The organism is Streptomyces sp. NBC_01439, from assembly GCF_036227605.1.
Lineage (GTDB): Bacteria > Actinomycetota > Actinomycetes > Streptomycetales > Streptomycetaceae > Streptomyces.
In genome coordinates, this window is sequence record NZ_CP109487.1 from 7,026,237 (window position 1) to 7,052,517 (window position 26,281).

At 70.6% G+C, this 26,281-nt stretch carries 22 protein-coding genes; 17 read left to right on the top strand and 5 right to left on the bottom strand.

The genetic code is table 11. The features are described 5' to 3' along the window. Positions 1-544: 544 nt before the first annotated feature. On the top strand, positions 545-1,279 hold the full coding sequence (locus OG207_RS31970) for a GntR family transcriptional regulator (RefSeq protein WP_329103267.1): 735 nt from the start codon (positions 545-547) through the stop codon (positions 1,277-1,279). Next, complete coding sequence (locus OG207_RS31975) at positions 1,276-1,863, top strand: GIY-YIG nuclease family protein (protein WP_329103269.1); 588 nt, start codon at positions 1,276-1,278, stop codon at positions 1,861-1,863. Before OG207_RS31970 ends, OG207_RS31975 begins: the two co-directional genes overlap by 4 nt. 70 nt (positions 1,864-1,933) lie before the next feature. On the opposite strand, the gene OG207_RS31980 is transcribed toward OG207_RS31975, so the two are convergent. Further along, entirely contained in the window at positions 1,934-2,587 is a 654-nt protein-coding gene (locus OG207_RS31980; protein ID WP_329103271.1) for an MBL fold metallo-hydrolase, read from the bottom strand. Between the two features lie 9 nt (positions 2,588-2,596). After that, positions 2,597-3,289, bottom strand: a complete 693-nt coding sequence (locus OG207_RS31985; protein ID WP_329103274.1) for a maleylpyruvate isomerase family mycothiol-dependent enzyme — start codon at positions 3,287-3,289, stop codon at positions 2,597-2,599. 197 nt (positions 3,290-3,486) lie between these two features. Here OG207_RS31985 and uvrA point away from each other — a divergent pair, with 197 nt between their 5' ends. Then, positions 3,487-6,480 carry an excinuclease ABC subunit UvrA gene (uvrA, locus tag OG207_RS31990; RefSeq protein WP_329103276.1) on the top strand — a complete coding sequence of 998 codons (2,994 nt, stop codon included), beginning with the start codon at positions 3,487-3,489 and terminating at the stop codon, positions 6,478-6,480. Between the two features lie 399 nt (positions 6,481-6,879). Here uvrA and OG207_RS31995 read toward each other — a convergent pair whose 3' ends face one another. Next, positions 6,880-7,758, bottom strand: a complete 879-nt coding sequence (locus OG207_RS31995) for a carbohydrate kinase family protein (protein WP_329103278.1) — start codon at positions 7,756-7,758, stop codon at positions 6,880-6,882. A gap of 119 nt (positions 7,759-7,877) precedes the next feature. Between OG207_RS31995 and OG207_RS32000 the strand changes: the two genes are divergently transcribed. After that, on the top strand, positions 7,878-8,309 hold the full coding sequence (locus tag OG207_RS32000; RefSeq protein WP_329103281.1) for a Rieske (2Fe-2S) protein: 432 nt from the start codon (positions 7,878-7,880) through the stop codon (positions 8,307-8,309). A 26-nt stretch (positions 8,310-8,335) separates the two neighbouring features. On the opposite strand, the gene OG207_RS32005 is transcribed toward OG207_RS32000, so the two are convergent. Beyond that, positions 8,336-9,268, bottom strand: a complete 933-nt coding sequence (locus OG207_RS32005; protein WP_329103283.1) for a hypothetical protein — start codon at positions 9,266-9,268, stop codon at positions 8,336-8,338. A 229-nt stretch (positions 9,269-9,497) separates the two neighbouring features. Here OG207_RS32005 and OG207_RS32010 point away from each other — a divergent pair, with 229 nt between their 5' ends. The 13 genes from OG207_RS32010 (at position 9,498) to pgi (ending at position 25,322) form a co-directional block, all read left to right on the top strand. Continuing rightward, positions 9,498-10,106 carry a papain-like cysteine protease family protein gene (locus OG207_RS32010; RefSeq protein ID WP_329103285.1) on the top strand — a complete coding sequence of 203 codons (609 nt, stop codon included), beginning with the start codon at positions 9,498-9,500 and terminating at the stop codon, positions 10,104-10,106. Positions 10,107-10,111: 5 nt separating this feature from the next. After that, positions 10,112-10,915 (top strand): hypothetical protein, encoded by an 804-nt coding sequence (locus tag OG207_RS32015; protein ID WP_329108045.1) that lies wholly within the window; start codon positions 10,112-10,114, stop codon positions 10,913-10,915. 225 nt (positions 10,916-11,140) lie between these two features. Further along, positions 11,141-13,174, top strand: coding sequence for an excinuclease ABC subunit UvrC (gene uvrC / locus OG207_RS32020; protein ID WP_329103287.1), 2,034 nt, complete (start codon positions 11,141-11,143; stop codon positions 13,172-13,174). After that, entirely contained in the window at positions 13,171-14,118 is a 948-nt protein-coding gene (rapZ, locus tag OG207_RS32025; protein WP_329103290.1) for an RNase adapter RapZ, read from the top strand. Before uvrC ends, rapZ begins: the two co-directional genes overlap by 4 nt. Continuing rightward, a complete protein-coding gene (locus tag OG207_RS32030; RefSeq protein WP_329103292.1) occupies positions 14,115-15,170 on the top strand; it encodes a gluconeogenesis factor YvcK family protein in 1,056 nt (351 codons plus the stop codon). Before rapZ ends, OG207_RS32030 begins: the two co-directional genes overlap by 4 nt. Further along, on the top strand, positions 15,161-16,156 hold the full coding sequence (gene whiA, locus OG207_RS32035; RefSeq protein ID WP_030009075.1) for a DNA-binding protein WhiA: 996 nt from the start codon (positions 15,161-15,163) through the stop codon (positions 16,154-16,156). Before OG207_RS32030 ends, whiA begins: the two co-directional genes overlap by 10 nt. Before the next feature lie 138 nt (positions 16,157-16,294). Then, entirely contained in the window at positions 16,295-19,255 is a 2,961-nt protein-coding gene (locus OG207_RS32040) for a M14 family metallopeptidase (RefSeq protein WP_329103295.1), read from the top strand. Between the two features lie 233 nt (positions 19,256-19,488). Then, on the top strand, positions 19,489-20,496 hold the full coding sequence (gene gap / locus OG207_RS32045) for a type I glyceraldehyde-3-phosphate dehydrogenase (protein ID WP_030762471.1): 1,008 nt from the start codon (positions 19,489-19,491) through the stop codon (positions 20,494-20,496). A 131-nt stretch (positions 20,497-20,627) separates the two neighbouring features. Then, on the top strand, positions 20,628-21,842 hold the full coding sequence (locus OG207_RS32050; protein ID WP_329103297.1) for a phosphoglycerate kinase: 1,215 nt from the start codon (positions 20,628-20,630) through the stop codon (positions 21,840-21,842). A 6-nt stretch (positions 21,843-21,848) separates the two neighbouring features. Beyond that, the gene (gene tpiA, locus OG207_RS32055; protein ID WP_329103299.1) at positions 21,849-22,625 is read left to right on the top strand and encodes a triose-phosphate isomerase; all 777 of its coding nucleotides are present in this window, start codon (positions 21,849-21,851) and stop codon (positions 22,623-22,625) included. 130 nt (positions 22,626-22,755) lie between these two features. After that, on the top strand, positions 22,756-22,986 hold the full coding sequence (gene secG / locus OG207_RS32060) for a preprotein translocase subunit SecG (protein WP_030720398.1): 231 nt from the start codon (positions 22,756-22,758) through the stop codon (positions 22,984-22,986). Positions 22,987-23,180: 194 nt separating this feature from the next. Next, positions 23,181-23,516 (top strand): RNA polymerase-binding protein RbpA, encoded by a 336-nt coding sequence (locus OG207_RS32065; protein WP_010352468.1) that lies wholly within the window; start codon positions 23,181-23,183, stop codon positions 23,514-23,516. A 150-nt stretch (positions 23,517-23,666) separates the two neighbouring features. Then, the gene (gene pgi, locus OG207_RS32070) at positions 23,667-25,322 is read left to right on the top strand and encodes a glucose-6-phosphate isomerase (protein WP_329108047.1); all 1,656 of its coding nucleotides are present in this window, start codon (positions 23,667-23,669) and stop codon (positions 25,320-25,322) included. A gap of 68 nt (positions 25,323-25,390) precedes the next feature. Here the strand turns inward: pgi and pgl are convergent, their stop codons facing one another. Continuing rightward, the gene (pgl, locus tag OG207_RS32075) at positions 25,391-26,173 is read right to left on the bottom strand and encodes a 6-phosphogluconolactonase (RefSeq protein WP_329103301.1); all 783 of its coding nucleotides are present in this window, start codon (positions 26,171-26,173) and stop codon (positions 25,391-25,393) included. Positions 26,174-26,281: the final 108 nt, after the last annotated feature.

Consider the following 26,281-nt stretch of genomic DNA (forward strand, 5'->3'; position numbering starts at 1 on the left):
TGCGGTTGCTCTGTGCCTGGTGCGTGCGAAGGCCCCGGGGCCGTTGGTAGCGGCGTCCGGGGCCCGGGTGGCCGAGGGGCCGACGACCGGCACCCGCCGCGGTGAGCGGGGGATGCCGGACGTCGACGGCTCGGAACCGTCGAATCAAAGGTGGTGCGCGATGTTCGCCCCATCACCGCCAGGCGGTTCGGGGGCCGGCTTGTCGCCGATGCCGTTTCTCGTGCACGCCTTCCTCCCTACGTCCCTCACGTCCACGCGCCTCACGACGAGTGGTGCCACGACCGGTAGGGCCGTGGTGTTGGGCTGGGCTGCACGCATATGGAGTTCTCAAGTCCTGCCGGGCGCTCTCTTTCGACGTGATCCACGCGAGGCGTGGGCGCCGTCCGGGCTGTAGGTATGCCGATCGAAGCTTTAGGTACTGGTGTGTACCTTGGCGACACCATTAAGGTACATGAAGGTACTCGGATTGGCAAGTGTTGTACCTTCCGCATGTGCTGATGTACCTTCAAGTGGTACCGCTCAACCCGACGAAACTGGAGAAGTCGTGGCATACAAGACACCGGGGAAGGGGTACGCCGACGTGGCCGACCACTTCCGGAAGCTCATCAAGACCGGGAACCTCGCCCCCGGTGACCCGTTGCCCTCCGTCGCGGAGATCCGGGCCGAGTTCGACGTCGCGGCGAAGACCGTGAGCCGCGCCCTGGGCGTACTCAAGAGTGAGGGCCTGGTGGCTTCACGCGGCTCGCTCGGGACGGTTGTGGCTAAGTCGCCGCTGGTCATCACCGGAGCCGACCGCGTCGACCGGATGACCCTTAACGGGCTGCGGTACGCCCGGGGCGAGGACTCCACCGGGCACCGCGTGATGCGCCGGTCGGTCCATGACCTGGAGGTGTGCCAGGCCCTCGACATGGACCCGGGCGAGGAGGTCATCATCCGTATCCGCACGTTCCGGCAGGACGGCCGTCCCACGTCTGTCGGCGTCTCCGTGTACCCGCCTCGCACCACGGCCGCGGTGCCCGAGCTGACCGACGAGGTCCCCATGGGGGACTTCTTCGGCGACCTCTACATGGAGCGCACCGGCCGGGACGTCCTCAAGGGGCAGCGCACGGCCGAATCCCGGCAGGCGTCACAGGACGAGCTCGACGCTATGGACATCGACGTCCCCTCGCACGTCGCGGTCTCGGTGCTCGTCACGAAGGTGACGTTCCACGATGAGGACGGCCCCTTGGCCCACTGGGAGGACGTCTACGCCCCCGGCACGAAGATGCCGATCTCATGACCGCCGCATCTTCCGCGACGGCGACGAGCGTCTACGTCATCGCCATGGACGGGTCACAGCTGGTCAAGATCGGATACACCGCCGGCAACCCCGTTCAACGAATGGCCGGCCTACAGACGGGTCTCCCCGTCGCTCTGTCGCTGCTCTGGCACCGTGAGGGCAGTCGCGCCCTGGAATCGGCGTTGCATGCCCGGTTCGCGGAGCATCGGGTGAGGGGCGAATGGTTCGACCTGTCGCCGCTCGGTGACCCCGTGAAGCAGGTGGAACAGGCAGTTGCCGCCATCGAGGCCGCCGCATCAGCCGATGATGAACCGTGGCCCGTCACGATGTGGGTGCCGTATGACGGCGATCTCCCGTACTACCTGGTTCCCCGGGAGGCCATCACGGGGCGCTGCGCGTGTGGCCACCAGGCCGGCACTCATGGATGGTCTCGCGGCCGTCCCGGCGGATGCTGCGGTGAGCAGCCGTACCGCGGCATGTGGTTCTTCGACACGAACCCCTGCGACTGCCCGCAGTTCGACGACTCCCCGTCCACCATTCGCCGCTACTCACGTATGAGGGGAGTCGAGGCCGCTTCGGTCTGACCTCACCGCCGACGGCCGCCCCCGCCCCGCCCCCGCTCATGTCGAGCGGGGGCGGTCGTCGTTGCTAGGGTCACCAGCCTCGTGCGCGCCACTCCGCGAGGTGGGGGCGCTCGGCGCCAAGGGTGGTGTCGTTGCCGTGGCCCGGGTAGACCCAGGTCTCATCCGGCAGGACGCCGAAGACCTTGGCCTCCAAGCCGTCCATGAGACTGTTGAACTCCTCGGGCTGTGTAGTCCGGCCAGGGCCGCCCGGGAAGAGGCAGTCCCCGGTGAAGACGTGCGGGTGCCCGTGCGGGTCGTCGTAGATCAGGGCGATCGAGCCGGGGGTGTGACCGACCAGGTGGCGGGCGGTCAGGCTGACCCGTCCGACCGTGACGGTGTCCCCGTCGGCCACGAGCACGTCGGTCGCCACCGGGATGCCCTCGGCGTCGTGGGCACCCGCGTAGGTGCGCGCGCCGGTCGCCTCGACGACGTCCGCGAGGGCGCCCCAGTGGTCGCCGTGCCGGTGGGTGGTGACCACCGACGTGATGCCGTCGTCGCCGATCAGCCTGAGCAGGGTCTCCGGCTCGGCGGCCGCGTCGATGAGCAGCTGCTCGTCGGTGGCGCGGCAGCGCAGCAGATAGGCGTTGTTGTTCATCGGGCCCACCGCGACCTTGGAAATCATCAGGTCCGCAAGTTCGTGCACGTCGGCGGGACCGCCGACCTTGACCTCTCCGGTGTACGTCATGTCTTGATCCTAGAGCGGGGGGAGCTCGGGCAGGCCGTCGCCGGCGATGACCGCGAGGTGTGCGCCCCGCAGGCCGCGCCCCGCCAGCCAGCCGAGCAGTTCGTCCTCGGGGCCTTCCAGGACGACCGGGGTGCCCTCCGTGCCGCCGGTCCGCCAGACCCTGTCGGGCCGGGCCCGCAGGGTCACCGGCGGCACGTCCGGACGGCCCGACCAGCGGTCGCTGAGGAAGGCGATCTCGCGGTCGGTGAACTCGTCCGGGAGGTGGGAGAGCTCGTAGCCGACGTTCAGGTCGACGTGGTGCAGATCGACCTCGACCCAGCGGCGGAAGGGCACGTTGGCGGCGAGGTCGGTGACGCCGTTGCGCAGCTCGACCGTGCGGGACCAGTCCTGGTCGTGCTCGGTGGTGGCCATGAAGCGGGCCGCGGAATCACGGAGGTCCGTCAGGTGTTCTTCGAGGGGCCGGCCGGCGTCGCGCTCGATGTCCGCGTCGCGGGCGGTGGCGCTCTCGTACATCGGGCGTCCCTCGAAGACGTTGACGAGCGCGTCGGCGTTGCGTGCGAGGTGGGCCAGGATGTGGCCGCGGGTCCAGCCCGGAAGGTGTGACTCCTCGGCGAGGGCCGCGTTGTCCAGTTTCGCGACAGCGGTCAGCAGCCGGTCCGTGGCTTCACGTACAGATCGCAGGTCGCGCACATGATCAGTCATGGCGGCGAGCCTAGTGGTTCACCGGGCACCGCCACACGATTGGGTGAAGCGGTCTGCGGAGTGCCGTAAATCGAATGTGCGTGCTATACGCTCGGAAGTCCAAGGACCCAGTCCATCGCAGAGGCGCCCCCCAGCCCCCATACCCTGGATAGTCGGGGGCCCGTGCCCCCGCTCTCTCAAGAAAGGTGCGGACCGGCGTGACCGACCGTCTCATCGTTCGTGGCGCTCGCGAGCACAACCTGAAGAACGTCTCGCTCGATCTGCCCCGCGACTCACTCATCGTCTTCACCGGACTCTCCGGGTCGGGCAAGTCCTCCCTGGCCTTCGACACGATCTTCGCCGAGGGGCAGCGCCGCTACGTCGAGTCGCTCTCGTCGTACGCCCGCCAGTTCCTCGGGCAGATGGACAAGCCCGACGTCGACTTCATCGAGGGCCTCTCCCCGGCCGTCTCGATCGACCAGAAGTCGACCTCGCGCAACCCGCGCTCGACCGTGGGCACCATCACCGAGGTCTACGACTACCTCCGCCTCCTCTTCGCCCGCATCGGCAAGCCGCACTGCCCCGAGTGTCGCCGTCCCATTTCGCGCCAGTCGCCGCAGGCGATCGTCGACAAGGTGCTCGCGCTCCCCGAAGGCAGCCGATTCCAGGTGCTCTCGCCGCTGGTGCGCGAGCGCAAGGGCGAGTTCGTCGACCTCTTCTCCGACCTCCAGACCAAGGGCTACAGCCGGGCGCGGGTGGACGGGGAGACCATCCAGCTCTCCGAGCCGCCCACGCTGAAGAAGCAGGAGAAGCACACCATCGAGGTGGTCATCGACCGCCTCACCGTCAAGGAGAGCGCCAAGCGCCGGCTCACCGACTCCGTGGAGACCGCCCTCGGTCTCTCCGGCGGCATGGTGATCCTGGACTTCGTCGACCTCGCCGAGGACGACCCCGAGCGTGAGCGGATGTATTCCGAGCACCTCTACTGCCCCTACGACGACCTGTCCTTCGAGGAGCTGGAGCCGCGCTCCTTCTCCTTCAACTCGCCCTTCGGCGCCTGTCCCGAGTGCACGGGTATCGGTACGCGCATGGAGGTGGACCCGGAGCTGATCGTTCCGGACGAGGACAAGTCCCTGGACGAGGGCGCGGTCTCGCCGTGGTCGCTCGGCCACACCAAGGACTACTTCCAGCGGCTGATCGGCGCGCTCGCCCAGGAGCTGGGCTTCCGCACCGACATCGCGTGGGCGGGGCTGCCGGCCCGCGCGAAGAAGGCGCTGTTGTACGGACACAAGACGCAGATCGAGGTCCGCTACCGCAACCGGTACGGGCGGGAGCGGGCGTACACGACGGCCTTCGAGGGCGCCGTGCCGTTCGTCAAGCGGCGGCACGCGGAGTCGGAGAGCGACGCCAGCCGCGAGCGCTTCGAGGGCTACATGCGCGAGGTGCCCTGCCCGACCTGTGAGGGCACCCGCCTCAAGCCGATCGTGCTCGCCGTGACGGTGATGGAGAAGTCCATCGCCGAGGTCGCCGCCATGTCGATCAGCGAGTGCGCGGACTTCCTGGGACGGATGCGCCTCGACGCCCGCGACAAGAAGATCGCCGAGCGGGTCCTCAAGGAGGTCAACGAGCGGCTCCGGTTCCTCGTGGACGTCGGTCTTGACTACCTCTCGCTCAACCGGGCGGCCGGTACGCTGTCGGGCGGCGAGGCACAGCGCATCCGGCTCGCCACCCAGATCGGCTCCGGTCTGGTCGGCGTGCTCTACGTGCTGGACGAGCCGTCCATCGGTCTGCACCAGCGGGACAACCACCGGCTGATCGAGACCCTGGTGCGGCTGCGGGACATGGGCAACACGCTCATCGTGGTCGAGCACGACGAGGACACCATCAAGGTGGCCGACTGGGTCGTGGACATCGGTCCGGGCGCGGGCGAGCACGGCGGCAAGGTGGTGCACAGCGGTTCGCTCAAGGAGCTGCTGAAGAACACCGAGTCGATGACCGGGCAGTACCTGTCGGGCAAGAGGGCCATCGCGATCCCGGAGGTGCGCCGGCCCGTGAACGGTGAGCGCAAGCTGACCGTCCACGGCGCCAAGGAGAACAACCTGCGGGACATCGACGTGTCCTTCCCGCTGGGTGTGCTGACGGCCGTCACCGGTGTTTCGGGCTCGGGCAAGTCGACGCTGGTCAACGACATCCTCTACACGCACCTGGCGCGCGAGCTGAACGGCGCCCGCTCGGTGCCGGGCCGGCACACGCGGGTCGACGGCGACGACCTCGTCGACAAGGTCGTGCACGTCGATCAGTCGCCGATCGGCCGCACCCCGCGGTCCAACCCGGCCACGTACACCGGTGTCTTCGACCACGTCCGCAAGCTGTTCGCGGAGACGATGGAGGCGAAGGTGCGCGGCTACCTGCCGGGCCGCTTCTCCTTCAACGTGAAGGGCGGCCGGTGCGAGAACTGCTCCGGTGACGGCACGATCAAGATCGAGATGAACTTCCTGCCGGACGTCTACGTCCCGTGCGAGGTCTGCCACGGCGACCGCTACAACCGCGAGACGCTGGAGGTCCACTACAAGGGCAAGTCCATCGCGGAAGTCCTGAACATGCCGATCGAGGAGGCGCTGGGCTTCTTCGAGGCGGTGCCGACGATCGCGCGTCACCTCAAGACGCTCAACGAGGTCGGGCTGGGCTACGTCCGCCTCGGCCAGTCCGCCCCGACCCTGTCGGGCGGTGAGGCACAGCGCGTGAAGCTGGCCTCCGAGCTGCAGAAGCGGTCGACGGGCCGGACGGTCTACGTGCTGGACGAGCCGACCACGGGTCTGCACTTCGAGGACATCTCGAAGCTGATCAAGGTGCTGTCGGGGCTGGTGGACAAGGGGAACTCGGTGATCGTCATCGAGCACAACCTGGACGTCATCAAGACCGCGGACTGGGTCATCGACATGGGACCGGAAGGCGGCTACGGCGGCGGTCTGGTGGTGGCCGAAGGCACGCCGGAGGCGGTGGCCTCGGTGGGTGCCAGCCACACGGGCAAGTTCCTGCGGGACATCCTGGGCGCGGACCGGGTGTCGGACGGGGCGCCCGTGGCGCGGCCGGTGGCCAAGAAGGCCCCGGTGAAGAAGGCCCCGGTGAAGAAGGCTGCGGCCACCAAGGCCGTCGCCGCGAAGAAGACGGCTCCGGCCAAGAAGACGACGGCCCGGGCGCGCAAGGCGTAGCAGCCGAGCCGCGTTCGAGTTCGCGTTCGAGTTCGCGTGCGGGGGAGGGTCCGGCCCATGGCCGGGCCCTCCTTCGTTCGCCCGGCTCAGGTGGCGACGCCCACCGCGCGACCGGCGCAGGCCGGGTCCGTCAGGACGGCGAGGAGGGCGTCCGCGACGTCCGCGCGCGGAATGGATCGGCCGCCGGGCACGTTGGCGCCGATCGCGCGGCGGTAGGTTCCGGTCCGGCGCCCACGTGGTCCAGCCCGTCGAGGAGTTCGCCCCGGCCGTGGCCCGCACCGTCTGGGCTGCGCTGAGGTGAGCTGAGCCGAGGAGATCCGAGCCGAAGAGACCCGAGCAGAACCAGTCAGAACCGGGCAGAACCGGGCAGCATGGAGCGGATAGGGCCGCACCGACCCGTCAGCGCAGCTCCGCCGCGTACGGCGGCTCCGCGCCCGCCCGCGTGCAGGTCAGGGCCGCCGCGTGGGCGGCGTGGGCCAGCACCTCCGGCCAGTCCACCGGGCCGCCCGGCAGGGCGGCGAGCCGGTGCAGCAGGGCGGCGTTGACGGTGTCGCCCGCTCCGATCGTGTCCACCACCGGCACCGGGCGGGCCACGGCCGAGTACTCCCCGCCCTCCCGCGTCCAGGCCGTCAGGCCCGCCGCGCCCCGGGTCAGCACCACTGCCGACGGTCCGGCCGCCAGCCAGTCCTCGACCCGGCCGCCCAACCAGGCCGCGTCCTCCTCCGACAGCTTGAGGACGCTCGTGTGCGGCAGCAGCCGCTCCAGGAAGCGCGCGCGGTACGCGGCCGGGTCCGCGATCAGCGCCGGCCGGATGTTCGGGTCCAGCAGGGTCAGCACCCCGCGCCGCGACTCCCGGCGCAGCAAGGCCTCGTACGCGCTCGCGCCCGGTTCCAGGACCAGCGAGCAGGTGCCGAGCGCGAGGGCCCGCACCCCGTCCGGGAGGGCCGGCGGCAGCGCGAAGAGCCGGTCCGCCGTGCCCTCGACGTAGAAGCCGTACGAGGCCGAGCCGTCCGGGGCCAGCGAGGGCACGGCGAGCGTGGTCGGCTCCGGCCCGCGCTGGACCAGCGACAGGTCCACCCCCGCGGCCCGCAGCCCGGCCAGCAGGCCCTCCCCGAAGCCGTCCGAAGAGACCCGGGAGCAGAAGGCCACCTCGGCGCCGAGCCGCCCGAGCGCGAGCGCGGTGTTGTACGGTCCGCCGCCCGGCCGGGGCAGCAGCGCCCCGGGCGGCCGTGCAACGGGCACCAGGTCGATGAGGGCTTCTCCGCCGACGACGATCACGCGGGGGAAGCTACCTCATGGGACGGAGGTATCGTCGGGTGGGCCGGTGCCCCGGCCGGGTTCCGGCCCGCGCCCCGCCCGGCACCCCGCCCCCCGCGCCCGCACCCCAGGAGAACCGCATGCCCGCGCCGCAGTCGCCCGCCCGCCGTACCGTCCTCAAGGGCGCCGCCGCGCTCGCCGGGGCCGCGGGCGCCGGAGCGACCCTCGCGGCCTGCTCCACCGAAACCAACAGCGGCGGCAACACCCCCGCCACGCCCACCGCGCCGGTGGACCTGGGCGCCGCGGCCGACGTCCCGGTGGGCGGCGCGAAGCTCTACAGGGAGAACAAGCTGATCGTCAGTTGCTCGGCGGAGGGCCAGTACAAGGCCTTCAGCGCCCAGTGCACGCACGCCGGCTGCGTCCTGGACAAGATCGTCGAGGGCGAGGGGAACTGCCCCTGCCACGGCAGCCGATTCGACGTGAAGACCGGCCAGGTCCTGCGCGGTCCGGCCGCCGCCCCGCTGCCCGCCGTCCCGGTCCGGGCCGAGAACGGCAAGCTCGTCGCGGGCTGACCGGCGCCCGCACCCGCGACCGAGCCTCAGTCCCAGTCCCAGGCGATCCCGAGGATCCCGCGCCGCACCGACTGCTCCACCAGGTGGACCGCCCGGTGCCGGCCGCTGGGCGTCAGGTCCACGAGGCCGGTGCGCGGAGCCCGGGGCCCGCCCCGGGCGAAGCGTCGGCAGCGCACCGGCAGGGCCGCCTCGTCGAAGCTGACCTGGAGCATGTACTGACCGCCGGCGTAGCTGAACCCGCGCACGTACTCGCCGCTGCGGGCTCCGGTGCCGTCCTCGATCCCGTAGCCGAAGACATGGGTGTCCCCGCGCCGCAGCCGCGCGTCGAAGAGCAGCTCGGCGACCACCACCCCGGACTCGGGGTGGCACCGCACCCGGCCCGTGCGGCAGTTCTCGTACGCCGTCACGCGCATCCGGGACACGTCACAGCCGGGGTCGCCGTGGTGGACGGCCAGGTAGCGGTCGACGCCGTCGCGGTGCGCCCGGACGATCTGCTGCGACTCGCGGACCCGTAGCTCCCCCGCCGGCCCGATGCGGACCCGCTCGTGGTGCCCGATCGAGTGCAGCCCGCCGTCCGGCGGGAGGTCCATCCCGTCCAGCAGCTGCTCCACCGTCCCGCCCAAGCTGAACAGGGCCCGGTACGAGCGGGTGGGCGGACGCGCGGACCCCGGCCCGGGATCCTGGGCGGCCAGCAGGCGCAGGAGGGCGCCGTCGGGCAGTTCCAGGATCCGCTCCAGGGCGGTGACCGCCCGCAGCGACTCCGGGTGACGGGGCCGCCGCGCGCCCTGCTGCCAGTAACTGAGGCTGGTGACGCCGACCTTGATGCCCTGGGTCGCGAGCCGGTGCTGCACCCGGTGCAGGGGCAGACCGCGCGCGGCGAGGGCGGCGCGCAGGGCGAGGTGGAAGGGGCCGCCGCGCAGCAACTGGCCGAGTTCCGTCGGGTCCTCGGTCGGTCGCACGGCGACTCCTTCGTGAACGTTCACACGGGCCGGCGCGGGGGATCGCGGCGGCGGCTCCGGGGGACCAGGTGACACGGCAGCAACCGTTCACACCGTAGCCCCACCGTTCACACAGCAATGTCACCGCGTATTGAAGCGTGTTGACCTGATCGCGACAACTGTCCGATGCTCCTGAACAGCGTCCGGACGCGCTCCTCCACCCCCCACACCCCACACCGGGAGGAACGCGATGCGCAACCGAAACCGGCGGCATTCCCCGGCCGCCTGCTTCACCGCCGTGTTCACCGCTCTGCTGTTCGCCCTGCCCCTCGGCGCCGGCACCGCCGCCGCTGCCGAGGTCGGCACCGATTCCGCCCTCGCCGCCAAGCGCCTGAACATCACCATGCAGGCCCAGACGAAGACCAACTGGTGCTGGGCCGCAGGCGGGAACACCATCGCCACCTGGTTCGGCCGGAACTACAGCCAGAACCAGTTCTGCAACGCCGCCTTCAACCGCCAGCAGGGCAGTGAATGCCCCAACAACCAGGCCACCCTGGGCAACGTCCAGACCGGCCTGCGCTGGGCCGGCATCAACCCCGGCTCGTACGTGAGCGGCTGGCTCCAGTACTCCACCGTCCAGACCGAGATCAACGCGGACCGGCCGATCGAGACCCGCATCCAGTGGTCGAACGGTGGCGGCCACATGCACGTCGTCTACGGCTACGACACCGCGAACAACTGGGTCTACTGGGGCGACCCCTGGCCCTCCAGCGACCGCTACAACTGGGCCTCGCACGCCTGGTACGTCAACAACAACACCTTCTCCTGGACCCACTCCCTCTACCGGATCGGGGCGTGACCGCCATGACCCTGCGCGCCGCCACCGCCGCTGCAGCCGCGGTCCTCGCCACCACCGCCCTCCTCGGCCTCGCCCCGCAGGCCACCGCGGCGCCCGGCGGCCCGGTGCCGCAGCCCCGAGCCGCCACCGCCGAGAACAAGGCCGCCGCCGCGCAGGCGGCCACCGCCCCCGACACCCTGGCCACCCTCTCCCGCTTCTTCGCCCGGGACGGCAAGGTCTCCGTCACGGCCGCGCAGCCCCGGATCGAGGGCGAGGCGATACCGGTCAACCACCTCTCCCCGGAGTTCGTCGCGGGCAGAGCGGGCGCACCCGTCGCCCGCCTGGAATTCCTCGCCAGCAAGGCCGTCTCCTCCGACGGGCAGCAGGCCGCGCTGTGGACCGCGCGGACGGAGGCCGGCTGGCAGGTCGTGAACATCGCCACCGGCGACGACGAGTTCCGCTACGCGCAGCTGGGCGCGGCGAAACTGCCCGGGGGGACGGTGTTCCGCGAGCCGCAGATCGACGCCTGGTACGTGACCCGGGGCAGCAGGGTGCTGCCGCTGGACGAGGACGCCGTGCGAGCCGTGGGCGCGGGCGGTGCGACGTTGAGCGCCTACCGGGCGCGGGTCGTCCAGGCCTACGGGGACAAGCTCCCCGGCTCCCCGTACGCCGAGCGCGGCGCGGCCGGCGGTTATGCGGATGCCGATGCCGGGCCGGCTGCTGCCGAGGGTGCGGAAGCGCCATGGGCGGCGGGGGCCGGTGCTGTGGCGCTCGGGGCGCTGGGCGTGGCCGCCGTGCGGCGATCGCGCCGGGCGGGCGCGCGGGCCTGAGCGGCCGAGCCCCGACCGCAGGGCCCGGCCCGACCCCCCCCCCCGGGGCCGGGCCCTGCGGGCGGCCCTCCCCGCCCCGCCCTTTCGCCGTTTCCCGGGGCTCCGCCCCGGACCCCGCGCCTCAAACGCCGGCGGGGCTGGAGGGGGGCAGTGGACCGGCCGGATCCGCAGACCGGGCCGGAGGCGTACGGTCGGTTGTCGGTGCGCGCCAGTAGGGTGGTTGGCATGGCCGACCCTTCCAGTTACCGCCCCGAGCCGGGACAGGTCCCGGACTCTCCCGGGGTCTACAAGTTCCGCGACGAGCACCGCCGGGTGATCTACGTCGGGAAGGCCAAGAGCCTGCGCCAGCGCCTGGCCAGCTACTTCCAGGACATCGCCGGCTTGCACCCCCGTACCGCCACCATGGTGACCACGGCCGCCTCCGTCGAGTGGACCGTGGTGTCCACCGAGGTCGAGGCGCTCCAGTTGGAGTACTCGTGGATCAAGGAGTTCGACCCCCGGTTCAACGTCAAGTACCGGGACGACAAGAGCTACCCCTCCCTCGCCGTCACCCTCAATGAGGAGTACCCGCGGGTCCAGGTCATGCGCGGGCCCAAGAAGAAGGGCGTGCGCTACTTCGGTCCGTACGGGCACGCCTGGGCGATCCGCGAGACCGTCGACCTGATGCTCCGGGTGTTCCCGGTGCGGACCTGCTCGGCGGGCGTGTTCAAGCGCTCCGCCCAGATCGGCCGCCCCTGCCTGCTCGGCTACATCGGCAAGTGTTCGGCCCCCTGCGTCGGCAAGGTCACCCCCGAGGAGCACCGCGAACTGGCCGAGGACTTCTGCGACTTCATGGCCGGCCGCACCGGCACCTACCTCTCGCGGCTGGAGAAGGAGATGCACGCGGCGGCCGAGGAGATGGAGTACGAGAAGGCCGCCCGGCTGCGCGACGACATCGGGGCGCTGCGCCGGGCGATGGAGAAGAACGCCGTGGTGCTCGCCGACGCCACCGACGCCGACCTGATCGCCGTGGCCGAGGACGAGCTCGAAGCCGCGGTGCAGATCTTCCACGTCCGCGGCGGCCGGGTCCGCGGCCAGCGCGGCTGGGTCACCGACAAGGTCGAGGCCGTCGACACGGCCGGGCTCGTCGAGCACGCCCTCCAGCAGCTGTACGGCGAGGAGAAGGGCGAGGCCGTGCCCAGGGAGGTGCTGGTGCCGGCCCTCCCCGAGGACACGCCGACACTGAACCAGTGGCTCGCCGAGCGCCGGGGGTCCCAGGTCAGCCTTCGGATACCGCAGCGCGGCGACAAGAAGGCCCTGATGGAGACCGTCCACCGCAACGCGCTGCAGTCCCTCGCCCTGCACAAGACCAAGCGCGCCAGCGACCTCACCACCCGTTCCCGGGCCCTGGAGGAGATCGCGGAGGCGCTGGACCTCGACAGCGCCCCGCTGCGCATCGAGTGCTTCGACATCTCGCACCTGCAGGGCGACGACGTCGTCGCATCGATGGTCGTCTTCGAGGACGGGCTGGCCCGCAAGAGCGAGTACCGGCGCTTCCAGATCAAGTCCTTCGAGGGGCAGGACGACGTCCGCTCCATGCACGAGGTGGTGTCCCGGCGCTTCCGCCGCTACCTCCAGGAGAAGCTCAAGACGGGCGAGTGGACCCCCGAGGACGCGGAGGACGCCGAGGACGTGGCCGCGGCCCGGGAGGTGTCCGAGGACGACGGGCGGCCCAAGCGGTTCGCGTACCCGCCCCAGCTCGTCGTGGTCGACGGTGGTCAGCCGCAGGTCGCCGCCGCCAAGCGGGCCCTGGAGGAGCTCGGGATCGACGACGTCGCGGTGTGCGGTCTGGCCAAGCGGCTGGAGGAGGTCTGGCTGCCCGGCGAGGACGACCCGGTCGTGCTGCCGCGCACCAGCGAGGGCCTCTACCTGCTCCAGCGGGTCCGTGACGAAGCCCACCGCTTCGCCATCCAGTACCAGCGCAACAAGCGCGGCAAGCGCCTGAAATCCGGGCCCCTGGACGAGGTGCCCGGCCTCGGCGAGAGCCGCAAGCAGGCCCTGGTCAAACACTTCGGTTCGGTGAAGAAGCTGAAACAGGCGACAATCGACCAGATCTGCGAGGTCCCGGGCATAGGTCGGAAGACGGCCGAGACCGTGGCCGCGGCCCTCGCCCAGGCGGTTCCCGCTGGTCCTGCCGTCAATACGGCCACAGGAGAGATCATTGAGGATGAGACCCCCGCGCCCGCGGGAGCATCGTCCGAACGGGGGACCGAGCAATGACAGAGCACGCGACCGCGCACGACCGAGACGGAGCACAGGTGAGTACGGGCACGACAGTGGAGCCCGGCGAGACCGCCGAGGCGGCCATCCCCGAGCTGGTGATCATCTCCGGCATGTCCGGGGCCGGCCGCAGTACGGCGGCGAAGTGTCTGGAGGACCTCGGCTGGTTCGTCGTCGACAACCTCCCGCCGGCCCTGATCCCGACCATGGTCGAGCTCGGAGCCCGCTCCCAGGGCAACGTGGCGCGCATCGCCGTCGTCGTCGACGTCCGCGGCCGCCAGTTCTTCGACGCCCTGCGCGAGTCCCTCGCCGACCTTGACAACAAGGGCGTCACCCGCCGCATCGTCTTCCTGGAGTCCTCCGACGACGCACTGGTCCGCCGCTTCGAGTCGGTCCGCCGCCCGCACCCGCTCCAGGGCGACGGACGCATCACCGACGGCATCGCCGCCGAGCGCGACCTGCTGCGCGAGCTGCGCGGCGACGCCGACCTGGTGATCGACACCTCCAGCCTGAACGTGCACGAGCTGCGCGCGAAGATGGACGCCCAGTTCGCCGGGGACGAGGAGCCCGAGCTGCGGGCCACCGTCATGTCCTTCGGCTACAAGTACGGCCTCCCCGTCGACGCCGACCTCGTCGTCGACTGCCGCTTCATCCCCAACCCGCACTGGGTCCCGGAGCTGCGCCCCTTCACCGGGCTCAACGAGGAGGTGTCGGGGTACGTCTTCAGCCAGCCCGGCGCCAAGGAGTTCCTCGACCGCTACACCGAGCTGCTGCAGCTCATCGCCACCGGCTACCGCCGCGAGGGCAAGCGGTACGTGACCATCGCGGTCGGTTGCACCGGCGGCAAGCACCGCAGCGTGGCCATGTCCGAGAAGCTCGCCGCCCGCCTCGCCTCCGAGGGAGTCGAGACCGTCGTAGTCCACCGGGACATGGGGCGCGAGTGACCGCACGGACCCCGCGGCTGAGCCGCCTGCGCCGCCTCACCCCGGGCCGGGGCGAAGACGGCGCGGGCCGCTCCGGCCGCCGGCGCGGCGCCACGCCCAAGGTGGTGGCGCTCGGCGGCGGCCAGGGCCTGTCGGCCTCCCTCGCCGCGCTGCGCCGGATCACCGGTGACCTCACCGCCGTGGTCACCGTGGCCGACGACGGCGGTTCCAGCGGCCGGCTCCGGGAGGAGCTCGACGTGCTCCCGCCCGGCGACCTGCGCAAGGCGCTGGCCGCGCTGTGCGGTGACGACGACTGGGGCCAGACCTGGGCCCGGGTGATCCAGCACCGCTTCCAGTCCGAGGGCGATCTGCACGGGCACGCGGTCGGCAACCTGCTGATCGTCGCCCTGTGGGAACAGCTCGGCGACCCCGTACAGGCCCTCGACCTGGTCGGCAAGCTGCTCGGGGCCCAGGGCCGCGTCCTGCCGATGTCGGCCGTGCCGTTGGAGCTGCAAGCCCTGGTCCGGGGGCACGACCCGGCCCGCCCCGAGCACGTGGACACCGTCCGCGGGCAGGCCACGGTGGCGCTGACACCGGGCGAGGTGCTCTCCGTGCAGGTGGTGCCGAGCGACCCGCCGGCCGTACCGGAGGCCGTGGCCGCGGTCCTGGACGCCGACTGGGTGGTGCTCGGTCCGGGGTCCTGGTTCTCCTCGGTCATTCCACACCTGCTGGTGCCGGAACTGCTGGACGCGCTGATGGAGACGAAGGCCCGGCGGGTCCTCTCGCTGAACCTCGCGCCGCAGCCCGGCGAAACAGAGGGCTTCTCTCCGCAGCGTCATTTGGAGGTTTTGGCCCGACACGCCCCTAAACTCGCCCTGGACGTGGTGCTGGCCGACGAGGCCGCCGTGCCCGACCGCGAGTCCCTCGCCGATGCCGCGAAACGGTTCGGGGCAGCGGTCGAGCTGGCGCCCGTGGCCAGGCAGGACGGCTCTCCGAAGCACGACCCGGAGCTGCTGGCCGCCGCGTACGACCGTATTTTTCGGATGCATGGAAGGATCGGCCCATGGCGATGACGCCTGCGGTGAAGGATGAGATCTCCCGCCTGCCCGTCACCCGGACCTGCTGCAGGAAGGCGGAGGTCTCGGCGATCCTTCGGTTCGCGGGCGGGCTGCACCTGGTGAGCGGCCGCATCGTCATCGAGGCGGAGCTGGACACGGGAATCGCCGCCAGACGCCTACGCAAGGACATCCTGGAGATCTTCGGCCATTCTTCGGACCTGGTGGTGATGGCCCCCGGCGGACTGCGCCGCGGCAGCCGCTACGTGGTCCGCGTCGTGGCCGGCGGTGACCAGCTGGCGCGCCAGACGGGCCTCGTGGACGGCCGCGGACGCCCCATTCGGGGTCTTCCCCCGCAGGTGGTCTCCGGGGCCACCTGCGACGCGGAGGCGGCCTGGCGCGGCGCCTTCCTGGCCCACGGCTCGCTGACCGAGCCGGGCCGGTCCTCCTCCCTGGAGGTCACCTGCCCCGGCCCGGAGGCCGCCCTGGCCCTGGTGGGCGCCGCCCGCAGGCTGTCCATCGCCGCCAAGGCGCGCGAGGTGCGCGGAGTGGACCGGGTCGTGGTCCGCGACGGCGACGCGATCGGGGCGCTGCTGACCCGGCTCGGCGCGCACGAGTCGGTACTGGCCTGGGAGGAGCGGCGGATGCGGCGCGAGGTGCGCGCCACCGCCAACCGCCTGGCCAACTTCGACGACGCCAACCTGCGCCGCTCGGCGCGGGCCGCGGTGGCCGCCGGAGCCCGCGTGCAGCGCGCGCTGGAGATCCTCGGCGAGGAGGTCCCCGAGCACCTGGCCGCGGCGGGCCGGCTGCGCATGGAACACAAGCAGGCCTCCCTGGAGGAGCTGGGCGCGCTCGCTGACCCCCCGCTGACCAAGGACGCGGTCGCCGGCCGGATCCGACGGCTACTCGCGATGGCCGACAAGCGGGCCCAGGACCTCGGCATCCCGGGCACCGAGTCGAACCTCGACCTCAGCGAGGAGATGGCCGACAACATGGCCGGTTAGGCCGTCCCGTACGGCTGAAGGGGCTCGCGCGATCACTCGTGCGGGCCCCTTTGCCGCACGCCCCATTGACATGAGCATGGGCCGGTCTCGAGTCTGGCGTCCGAACGCTTTCGTGGCAGACGACGCCCAGGGGGGCACATGAGTCACCGCGCGAGATCGATCCTCGCCGCAAGCGCACTCGTCTTCGGAACCACGCTCGCCGTCCTACCCGCCGCGGCGCAGGCCCAGCCGGGACCCGGCACCGCATCCGGCGCAGACGAGGTACGCGTCTACGACGCCGACATCACCCGGGAACAGGTCCCGCTGGTCCTCGCCGCGGGGCAGGACGCGCACGAGCTCACCGAGCGGGCCCCGGAGACCGGCACCGCCCGGGTCGAGCTCTTCCTCAGCGGCGGCCAGGCCGAGGAACTCGCGGCCCAGGGCGTCAAGCTCGCCGAGCGCAAGGTCCCCGCCCAGGGCCTGGCCCGCGCCAAGGCCGCCGGGGACGGGGTGTTCCGCCCGTACAGCGGCAAGGGCGGCCTCCAGGAGGAGATCCTGCGGACCGCGCAGGAGAACCCGGGGCTCACCAAGGTCGTCTCCATCGGCAAGACCGTCCAGGGCAAGGACATCCTCGCCCTGAAGGTCAGCAAGAACGCCAAGAAGACCAAGGACGGTGACAAGCCGTCGGTCCTCTACATGTCCAACCAGCACGCCCGTGAGTGGATCACCCCCGAGATGACCCGGCGGCTGATGCACCACACCCTCGACAACTACGGCAAGGACCCGCGGATCACCAAACTGGTGGACTCCAGCGAGCTGTGGTTCCTGCTCTCCGCCAACCCGGACGGATACGACTACACGCACGCCGCCGACGGCCAGCGGCTGTGGCGCAAGAACCTGCGCGACAACAACGGCGACGGGAAGACCGGCCCCGGCGACGGGGTCGACCTCAACCGGAACTTCGCCTTCAAGTGGGGCTACGACAACGAGGGCTCCTCGCCGAACCAGTCGAGCGAGACCTACCGCGGCCCGAGCGCCTCCTCCGAACCCGAGACCGTCGCCCTCGACCGCTTCGAGAAGCGCATCGGTTTCGACTACGCGATCAACTACCACTCCGCCGCCGAACTGATCCTCTACGGCGTGGGCTGGCAGGTCGCCACCCCCACCCCCGACGACGTCGCCTACAAGGCGCTCGCCGGCACCCCGGAGAACCCCGCCGTCCCGGGCTACTACCCGCAGGTCTCCTCCGAGCTCTACACCACCAACGGCGAGGCCGACGGCCACGCCTCCAACGTCAACGGCATCATGATGTTCACGCCGGAGATGACCACCTGCCAGACCGCCTCGGCGAGCGACCCGAACGACCAGTGGAAGCCCGAGGACTGCGCCTCCGGCTTCAACTTCCCGGACGACGAGAAGCTCATCCAGGCGGAGTTCTCCAAGAACGTCCCCTTCGCCCTCTCCGTCGGCGAGAGCGCCGCGCACCCGGACCGGCCGTCCTCCTCGGTCGGCCTGAGCGCCGCGGACTTCACCGTGGACGCCTTCGCCACCTCCTACGCCGCCCGCGGCGAGGGCCAGACGGTCTCCGTCACGGCCCGCAAGGCGCTGAAGGACAAGGAGCTCAACTTCCGGATCAACGGCGGCCGCACGCACGACGAGGACCTCAAGGCCTGGAAGGGCGGCGAGGTCTACGGCGGCGACGACAACAACTGGTTCGACGAGTACCGCGCCGAGGTCGACGGCGCGAAGCCCGGCGACAAGGTCGAGGTCTGGTTCACCGGCCGAGACCGCTCCGGCAAGCAGGTCTCCAGCGAGCACTTCACGTACACGGTGGCCGAGCGGCCGCGCGCGGACGTCCTGGTGATCGCGGAAGAGGGGGCCAAGGCCCAGCACGCCCAGACCTACGTCGACGCCCTGCGCGCGAACGGAAAGTCCGCGGCGGTCTGGGACGTCGCCGTCCAGGGCGCCCCGCACCACCTCGGCGTCCTCTCCCACTTCGGTACGGCCGTCCACTACACGGGGGCCAAGACCCCGGGCGGCGACACCCAGTTGGCGGTCCGCGACTTCCTGAACGAGGGCGGCAAGCTGATCGAGGCCGGTGAGCTGGCGGGCGGCAACGCCCAGGTCGGCCGCGCCGTGACCAACGACTTCAGCCAGTACTGGCTCGGCGCGTACAGCCGGACGAGCACCGCCGGAGCCACCGGCTTCGCCGGCGCCGGGGCCCTGAACGGCGCCCGGGGCACCGTCGGGGACGCCGCGGGCAACCCGCTGAACGCCCCCGGCGGGTACACCGTGACCTCCGAGACCCTGGCGCCCGCACAGTTCCCGCAGTTCAAGAGCGCCCAGGCGGGGGCCTTCACCGGGGTCGTGAACCCGTACGCCCCCTATGCCGGCGCCAGCATGGCCGCGGCCCTGCACGCCGACGACGACTGGAAGCGCCTCGTCCGTACGATCGACCTGACCGGGGTCACCGCGGTCGACCAGCCCCAACTGAAGCTGGCGCTCAACTGGAACGTCGAGGAGGGCTACGACCACGCCGCACTGGAGGCCCGGACCGCCGGCGGCGACGACTGGACCACCCTGCCGGACGCGGGCGGCCTGAGCAGCACCACCGTCCCGGAGGAATGTGCGGCCGGGTTCTTCGTCAACGGGCACCCGTTCCTGCGCCGCTACCTCACGCTCGACGCCGCCGGCTGCACCCCGCAGGGCACCAGCGGCAAGTGGAACAGCTTCACCGGTTCCTCCGGCGGCTGGAAGCAGGTCGCCTTCGACCTGAGCGCCTACGCCGGCAAGACCGTTGAGCTCTCGCTCTCCTACATCACCGACCCGGGCTCGGGCGGCCGCGGCGTCTTCGCGGACGAGGCCCGCCTCTCCGTCAAGGGCGCGGACCAGCCCGTGGAGGGATTCGAGACGTCCCTCGGAGCCTGGACGGCACAGGCCGCACCGGCCGGCAGCCCCGAGGTTCCCGGCGAATGGGCCCGGTCCGGGGAACTGTTCAAGTCCTACGCTGCGGTGACCACGCGTGACACGGTGTTGCTGGGCTTCGGCCTGGAGCACATGCCCACCGCAGCGGACCGTGCCCTACTCATCGGTAAGGCACTGCGCACACTGCACCGCTGATCCGAGCCTCGGTCGTCACTCACCCTGAGTGACGAGGGGCCGAAGTCCGAGGTCCCGTTCCGGAGTGTCCGGAACGGGACCCTCGCGGGAGTACCCCCGGGAAGTAGGGGGAGTGTCAGGCCCCGATCGATGTCACCCAAAAGCTCACGGAGAGGTAGGGTCGTAAGCGGTCGGGGACATCCCATTTCAACTCGCCGGCGCTCTTACCGGCGCACCAACGAGGAGATCGGTTCGTGACGATCCGCGTAGGCATCAATGGTTTTGGCCGAATTGGCCGTAACTACTTTCGGGCGCTTCTGGAGCAGGGAGCGGACATCGAGATCGTCGGTGTCAACGACCTGACTGACAACGCCACCCTGGTGCACCTTCTCAAGTACGACACGATCCTGGGCCGCCTCAAGGCCGAGGTCTCCCACACCGACGACACGATCACGGTCGGTGGCAACACGTTCAAGACCTTTGCCGAGCGCGACCCCGCGAACCTGCCCTGGGGCGAGCTGGGCGCCGACATCGTCATCGAGTCGACTGGCATCTTCACGAAGAAGGCCGACGCCGCCAAGCACATCGCCGCGGGCGCGAAGAAGGTCCTCATCTCGGCTCCGGCCAAGGACGAGGACATCACCATCGTGATGGGCGTCAACCAGGACAAGTACGACGCGGCCAACCACCACGTCATCTCCAACGCCTCCTGCACCACCAACTGCGTGGCGCCGATGGCCAAGGTCCTCGACGAGAACTTCGGCATCGTCAAGGGCATGATGACGACGGTCCACGCGTACACGAACGACCAGCGCATCCTGGACTTCCCGCACTCGGACCTGCGTCGCGCCCGCGCCGCCGCCGAGAACATCATCCCGACCTCCACCGGTGCCGCGAAGGCGACCGCGCTGGTCCTCCCGCAGCTCAAGGGCAAGCTGGACGGCATCGCCATGCGCGTCCCGGTCCCGACCGGCTCGGTGACCGACCTGGTGCTGGAGCTCTCCCGCGAGACCACGGTGGAAGAGATCAACGCGGCCTTCCAGAAGGCTTCGGAGGGGCAGCTCAAGGGCATCCTCGACTACACCGAGGACGCGATCGTCTCTTCCGACATCGTGAACTGGCCCGCGTCCTGCACCTTCGACTCCTCGCTGACCATGGTTCAGGACGGTACGCAGGTGAAGGTCGTCGGTTGGTACGACAACGAGTGGGGCTACTCCAACCGTCTCGTCGACCTCACCGTCTTCGTCGGCGGTCAGCTCTAAAAACGTAGGGCAAGGCACCACGATGTGAAGCACAGGGTCCGAGCAGCGCGACGATGCGCCGCACGGGCCCTGTTGCTTGCCTCGTTATCCTTCCTCGCCCTTCGAGTGAAGGCTCAAAGGAGTAGAAATACATGAAGACGATCGATGAACTGCTCGCCGAAGGCGTCAAGGGCAAGCGGGTCTTCGTCCGCGCGGACCTGAACGTCCCGCTGGCCGAGGGCACCATCACCGACGACGGCCGCATCCGCGCCGTCCAGCCCACGATCGCGAAGCTCGCCGAAGCCGGCGCCCGCGTCATCGTGGCCTCGCACCTGGGCCGCCCCAAGGGCACCGGCGTCGAGCCGGCGTTCTCGCTGGCCCCGGCCGCCACGCGCCTCGGCGAACTGCTCGGTGCGGACGTGGCGTTCGCCACCGACACCGTCGGCTCCTCCGCCAAGGAGACCGTCGCGGCCCTCGCCGACGGCCAGGTTGCCGTGATCGAGAACCTGCGCTTCAACGCCGGTGAGACCTCGAAGGACGACGCCGAGCGCGGCGCCTTCGCGGACCAGCTCGCGGAGCTCGCCGACCTCTACGTGGGCGACGGCTTCGGCGCCGTGCACCGCAAGCACGCCTCGGTCTTCGACCTCCCGGCCCGCCTCCCGCACGGGGCCGGCTACCTCATCGCCACCGAGGTCGGCGTCCTGAAGAAGCTGACCGCCGAGGTCGAGCGCCCGTACGTGGTGGTCCTGGGCGGTGCCAAGGTCTCCGACAAGCTCGCCGTCATCGACGAGCTGCTCGGCAAGGCCGACCGCATCCTCATCGGCGGCGGCATGGCCTACACCTTCCTCTACGCCAAGGGCTACGAGGTCGGCATCTCCCTGCTCCAGAAGGACCAGGTGGACAAGGTCAAGGAGTACATGGAGCGCGCCGAGAAGACCGGCGTCGAGCTGGTCCTCCCGGTCGACGTGCTGGTCTCCGCGGAGTTCCCGGACCTCAAGGGCAAGACCCCGGCCACCTTCGAGACCGTCGACGCGGACAAGATCCCCGCCGACCAGGAGGGCCTGGACATCGGCCCCAAGACGCGCGAGCTGTACGCGTCGAAGATCGCCGACGCGAAGACCGTCTTCTGGAACGGTCCCGTGGGCGTCTTCGAGCACCCCGACTACGCCGGGGGCACCACGGCCATCGCCCAGGGCCTGCTCGACAGCAGCGCCTTCACCGTCGTCGGAGGTGGCGACAGTGCCGCCGCGGTCCGCATCCTGGGCTTCGACGAGAATGCATTCGGCCACATCTCGACCGGTGGCGGCGCCTCCCTCGAATACCTCGAGGGCAAGACGCTCCCCGGCCTCGCCGCCCTGGAGGGCTGAACCCGTATGACCACGCGCACCCCGCTCATGGCGGGCAACTGGAAGATGAACCTCAACCACCTCGAGGCCATCGCCCACGTCCAGAAGCTCGCCTTCGCCCTCACCGACAAGGACTACGACGCCGTCGAGGTCGCGGTCCTGCCGCCCTTCGTCGACCTGCGCTCGGTCCAGACCCTGGTCGACGGCGACAAGCTGAAGATCAAGTACGGCGCCCAGGACATCTCCGCGCACGACTCCGGTGCCTACACCGGCGAGATCTCCGGCCCGATGCTGTCGAAGCTGAAGTGCACGTACGTGGCCGTCGGCCACAGCGAGCGCCGCCAGTACCACGCCGAGAGCGACGAGATCTGCAACGCCAAGGTCAAGGCCGCCTTCCGGCACGGGATCACCCCGATCCTGTGCGTCGGGGAGGGCCTGGACGTCCGCAAGGCCGGCCAGCAGGTCCCCTACACGCTGAGCCAGCTCGACGGCGGCCTGGAAGGCGTCCCGGCCGACCAGGTCGAGTCCATCGTGATCGCCTACGAGCCCGTCTGGGCCATCGGGACCGGCGAGGTCGCCACCCCCGACGACGCCCAGGAGGTCTGCGGGGCGATCCGCGGCCGCCTCGCCGAGCTGTACTCGCAGGAGCTGGCCGACAAGGTCCGCATCCAGTACGGCGGCTCCGTGAAGTCCGGGAACATCGCGGCGATCATGGCCCAGCCCGACGTCGACGGCGCCCTGATCGGCGGCGCGGCACTGGACGCTGACGAGTTCGTCAAGATCGTCCGCTTCCGCGACCAGTGAGTATGCGGTAGGGCGGATCCGTCGTACCCTTGCGGGGGCCAGAGGCTGATGCATCAGCCCCTGGCCCCCGTGCACATCTCGCAATGCCGGAAAGCCCGAAAAAGCCAGAAAGTAGGAATCAGCCGTGATTATGGGGTTCTCGATCGCCCTGATCGTCTTCAGCGCCCTGCTGATGCTGCTCGTGCTGATGCACAAGGGCAAGGGCGGCGGCCTCTCCGACATGTTCGGCGGCGGTATGCAGTCGTCGGTCGGCGGTTCCTCCGTCGCGGAGCGCAACCTCGACCGCATCACCGTGGTCGTCGGTCTGCTGTGGTTCGCGTGCATCGTCGCGCTCGGTCTGCTGACGAAGTCGAGCACCTGACCGTTCTGGCCATTCTGGCAGTCCGGTCGGCGCCGCCCGGCCTATCATGAGGTCCTGCGCCCTGGTTGCGGAACGAGTTATTCTGCTCCCCCACCCGAGGGGATGATCCCGTGAGTTGGGCTCTACGTACCCGGGGCGTTTCAGCAGGAACATCCTCACGCTTGGCGGCACCATCACGCAGGGGAGTTACGACCGTGGCAAGTGGCAACGCGATCCGTGGTAGCCGGGTCGGAGCGGGGCCGATGGGTGAGGCGGAGCGCGGCGAGTCCGCGCCCCGTCTGCGCATCTCCTTCTGGTGCTCGAACGGGCACGAGACGCAGCCGAGCTTCGCCAGCGATGCGCAGGTGCCGGACACCTGGGACTGCCCGCGCTGCGGGTTCCCGGCCGGCCAGGACCGGGACAACCCGCCCGCGCCGCCGCGCACCGAGCCGTACAAGACGCACCTGGCGTACGTACGGGAACGGCGCTCGGACGCCGACGGCGAGGCGATCCTCGCCGAAGCGCTCGCCAAGCTCCGCGGCGAGATCTGAGACGGCTCGAAGCACGTGACACGAGGCCCGGTGACACAGGAACATCTCCTGCGTCACCGGGCCTCTTTGTGTGCGTTCTGCCGCTTGTGATCCCTTAGGTTGGTGAACGGCGGGGCACGACAGGACGGAAGAAGTGGGTTGATGTCCGAGATGAACGCAGGCACGCGTACGAAGCTGAACCGGACGACGGAGTGGCTTGCCCTCGGCAAGCACCGGGAGGAGTTCGGGCAGACGCATCTGCGGGAACTGTTCGAGCAGAATCCCGGCCGCGGCGCCGGCTACACCCTGCAGGTCGGTGACCTGCACATCGACTACTCGAAGCACCTCGTCACCGACGAGACGCTCGCACTGCTGCGCGAGCTGGCCGAGGCCACGGGCGTGGCCGAGCTGCGCGAGGCGATGTTCCGCGGCGAGAAGATCAACACGACCGAGGACCGGGCGGTGCTGCACACCGCCCTGCGCGCACCGGCGGACACCGTCGTCGAGGTCGACGGCGAGGACGTCGTCCCGGGCGTGCACGCCGTCCTCGACAAGATGGCGGACTTCGCCGACCGGATCAGGTCGGGAGCGTGGACCGGCTCCACGGGCCAGCGCATCAAGAACGTCGTCAACATCGGCATCGGCGGCTCCGACCTCGGTCCGGCCATGGCGTACGAGGCCCTGCGCGCCTTCACCGACCGCGATCTGACGGTGCGCTTCGTCTCCAACGTCGACGGTGCGGACCTGCACGAGGCCGTGCGGGACCTGGACCCGGCCGAGACGCTGTTCATCATCGCCTCCAAGACCTTCACCACCATCGAGACCATCACCAACGCCACCTCGGCGCGCGGTTGGCTGCTCGCCGGACTGGGCGGCGACCAGGCCGCCGTGGCCCGGCACTTCGTGGCGCTGTCCACCAACGCCGAGAAGGTCACCGACTTCGGCATCGATCCGGCCAACATGTTCGGGTTCTGGGACTGGGTCGGCGGACGCTACTCCTTCGACTCCGCCATCGGCCTCTCGCTGATGATCGCGATCGGCCCGGCCGCCTTCCGCGAGATGCTCGGCGGCTTCCACGCCATGGACGAGCACTTCCGCACGGCGCCCGCGCACGAGAACGCGCCGCTCCTGATGGGCCTGTTGGGGATCTGGTACGGCGCCTTCTTCGACGCCCAGTCCCACGCGGTGCTCCCGTACAGCCACTACCTCTCGCGCTTCACGGCCTACTTGCAGCAGCTGGACATGGAGTCCAACGGCAAGTCGGTGGACCGCGACGGCAATCCGGTGGAATGGCAGACGGGCCCGGTGGTCTGGGGCACGCCCGGCACCAACGGGCAGCACGCCTACTACCAGCTGATCCACCAGGGGACGAAGGTGATCCCCGCGGACTTCATCGGCTTCGCCCGGCCGGTGGCGGAGCTGGAGGCGGCCCCGGCGGCCCAGCACGACCTGCTGATGGCGAACTTCTTCGCGCAGACCCAGGCGCTGGCCTTCGGCAAGACGGCGGACGAGGTGCGGGCCGAAGGCGCTCCCGAGTCGCTGGTCCCGCACAAGACCTTCCACGGGAACCACCCGACGACCACCATCCTGGCGGGGGAGCTCACCCCGGCGGTGCTGGGCCAGCTGATCGCGCTCTACGAGCACAAGGTGTTCGTCCAGGGCGCGGTGTGGAACATCGACTCCTTCGACCAGTGGGGCGTCGAACTCGGCAAGGTGCTCGCCAAGCGCGTAGAGCCCGCGCTGACCGAGGGCGCCGACGTACCGGGGCTGGACGCCTCGACCAAGGCGCTGGTGGCCACGTACCGGAAGCTGCGCGGCCGTAGCTGACGCCGGGAAACGGCGATGGGCCCGCCCCCCGAGGGGGGCGGGCCCATCGCCGTTCGGACCGGCCCCGGTCAGGAAGAGGCCGGGGGGTACATGCCGCTCGGGAGCTTGGCCGCCGCCGCGCGGTCCAAGAGCCACAGGGTGCGGGAGCGGCCGTACGCCGCCGCGGCCGGGGCCTGGACCTCGCCCGCGCCGCCGAGGGCCAGGGAGACCGCCCCGGCCTTGTCCTCGCCCGCGGCCAGCAGCCAGACCTCACGGGCCGCCCGGATCGCCGGGAGCGTGAGCGAGATCCGCGTGGGCGGGGGCTTCGGGGCGCCGTGCACGCCGACCACCGTTCGCTCGGTCTCGCGGGCCGCCGGGTGTTCCGGGAACAGCGAGGCCACGTGCGTGTCCGGGCCGACGCCGAGCATCAGCACGTCGAACCGGGGGACCGGACCGTGGTCCTCCGGGCCGGCCGCCTTCGCCAGCTCGGCGGCGTAAGCGGCCGCCGCGGCGTCCACGTCGCCGCCGTACGGACCGTCCGAGGCGGGCATCACGTGCACGCGGGCGGGGTCCACCGGGACCGAGTCCAGGAGGGCCTCGCGGGCCTGGGTGTGGTTGCGCTCGGGGTCGGCGGCGGGGACGTACCGCTCGTCACCCCACCACAGGTCCAGCCGGGACCAGTCGATCGCGTCCCGCGCCGGGGCGGCGGCCAGCGCCGCGAGCAGGCCGTTGCCGTTGCGTCCGCCGGTGAGGACGACGGACGCGGTGCCGCGGGCCGTCTGCGCGTCCACGATCTTCGTGATGAGCCGGGCCGCGGTGGCCTGGGCCATCAGTTCCTTGTCCCGGTGGACGACTACCTGGGGAGTCGTCATACCCATGTGCTGCCGCCTTGTCGGTAGATCGGGGGGTGCGGATGCCGCTGCGCGGAGCAGTGCCCCACCCCGCCCCTTCCCGAAACCGGGGCTCCGCCCCGGACCCTG

What these genes read in the sequence shown, in the direction of transcription:
- OG207_RS31975 (WP_329103269.1), top strand. Translation starts at nt 1,276, where the DNA reads ATGACCGCCGCATCTTCCGCGACGGCGACGAGCGTCTACGTCATCGCC.
- OG207_RS31980 (WP_329103271.1), bottom strand. Translation starts at nt 2,587, where the DNA reads ATGACGTACACCGGAGAGGTCAAGGTCGGCGGTCCCGCCGACGTGCAC.
- OG207_RS31985 (WP_329103274.1), bottom strand. Translation starts at nt 3,289, where the DNA reads ATGACTGATCATGTGCGCGACCTGCGATCTGTACGTGAAGCCACGGAC.
- OG207_RS32000 (WP_329103281.1), top strand. Translation starts at nt 7,878, where the DNA reads ATGCCCGCGCCGCAGTCGCCCGCCCGCCGTACCGTCCTCAAGGGCGCC.
- OG207_RS32010 (WP_329103285.1), top strand. Translation starts at nt 9,498, where the DNA reads ATGCGCAACCGAAACCGGCGGCATTCCCCGGCCGCCTGCTTCACCGCC.
- OG207_RS32015 (WP_329108045.1), top strand. Translation starts at nt 10,112, where the DNA reads ATGACCCTGCGCGCCGCCACCGCCGCTGCAGCCGCGGTCCTCGCCACC.
- uvrC (WP_329103287.1), top strand. Translation starts at nt 11,141, where the DNA reads ATGGCCGACCCTTCCAGTTACCGCCCCGAGCCGGGACAGGTCCCGGAC.
- rapZ (WP_329103290.1), top strand. Translation starts at nt 13,171, where the DNA reads ATGACAGAGCACGCGACCGCGCACGACCGAGACGGAGCACAGGTGAGT.
- whiA (WP_030009075.1), top strand. Translation starts at nt 15,161, where the DNA reads ATGGCGATGACGCCTGCGGTGAAGGATGAGATCTCCCGCCTGCCCGTC.
- OG207_RS32040 (WP_329103295.1), top strand. Translation starts at nt 16,295, where the DNA reads ATGAGTCACCGCGCGAGATCGATCCTCGCCGCAAGCGCACTCGTCTTC.
- OG207_RS32050 (WP_329103297.1), top strand. Translation starts at nt 20,628, where the DNA reads ATGAAGACGATCGATGAACTGCTCGCCGAAGGCGTCAAGGGCAAGCGG.
- tpiA (WP_329103299.1), top strand. Translation starts at nt 21,849, where the DNA reads ATGACCACGCGCACCCCGCTCATGGCGGGCAACTGGAAGATGAACCTC.
- secG (WP_030720398.1), top strand. Translation starts at nt 22,756, where the DNA reads ATGGGGTTCTCGATCGCCCTGATCGTCTTCAGCGCCCTGCTGATGCTG.
- pgi (WP_329108047.1), top strand. Translation starts at nt 23,667, where the DNA reads ATGAACGCAGGCACGCGTACGAAGCTGAACCGGACGACGGAGTGGCTT.
- pgl (WP_329103301.1), bottom strand. Translation starts at nt 26,173, where the DNA reads ATGACGACTCCCCAGGTAGTCGTCCACCGGGACAAGGAACTGATGGCC.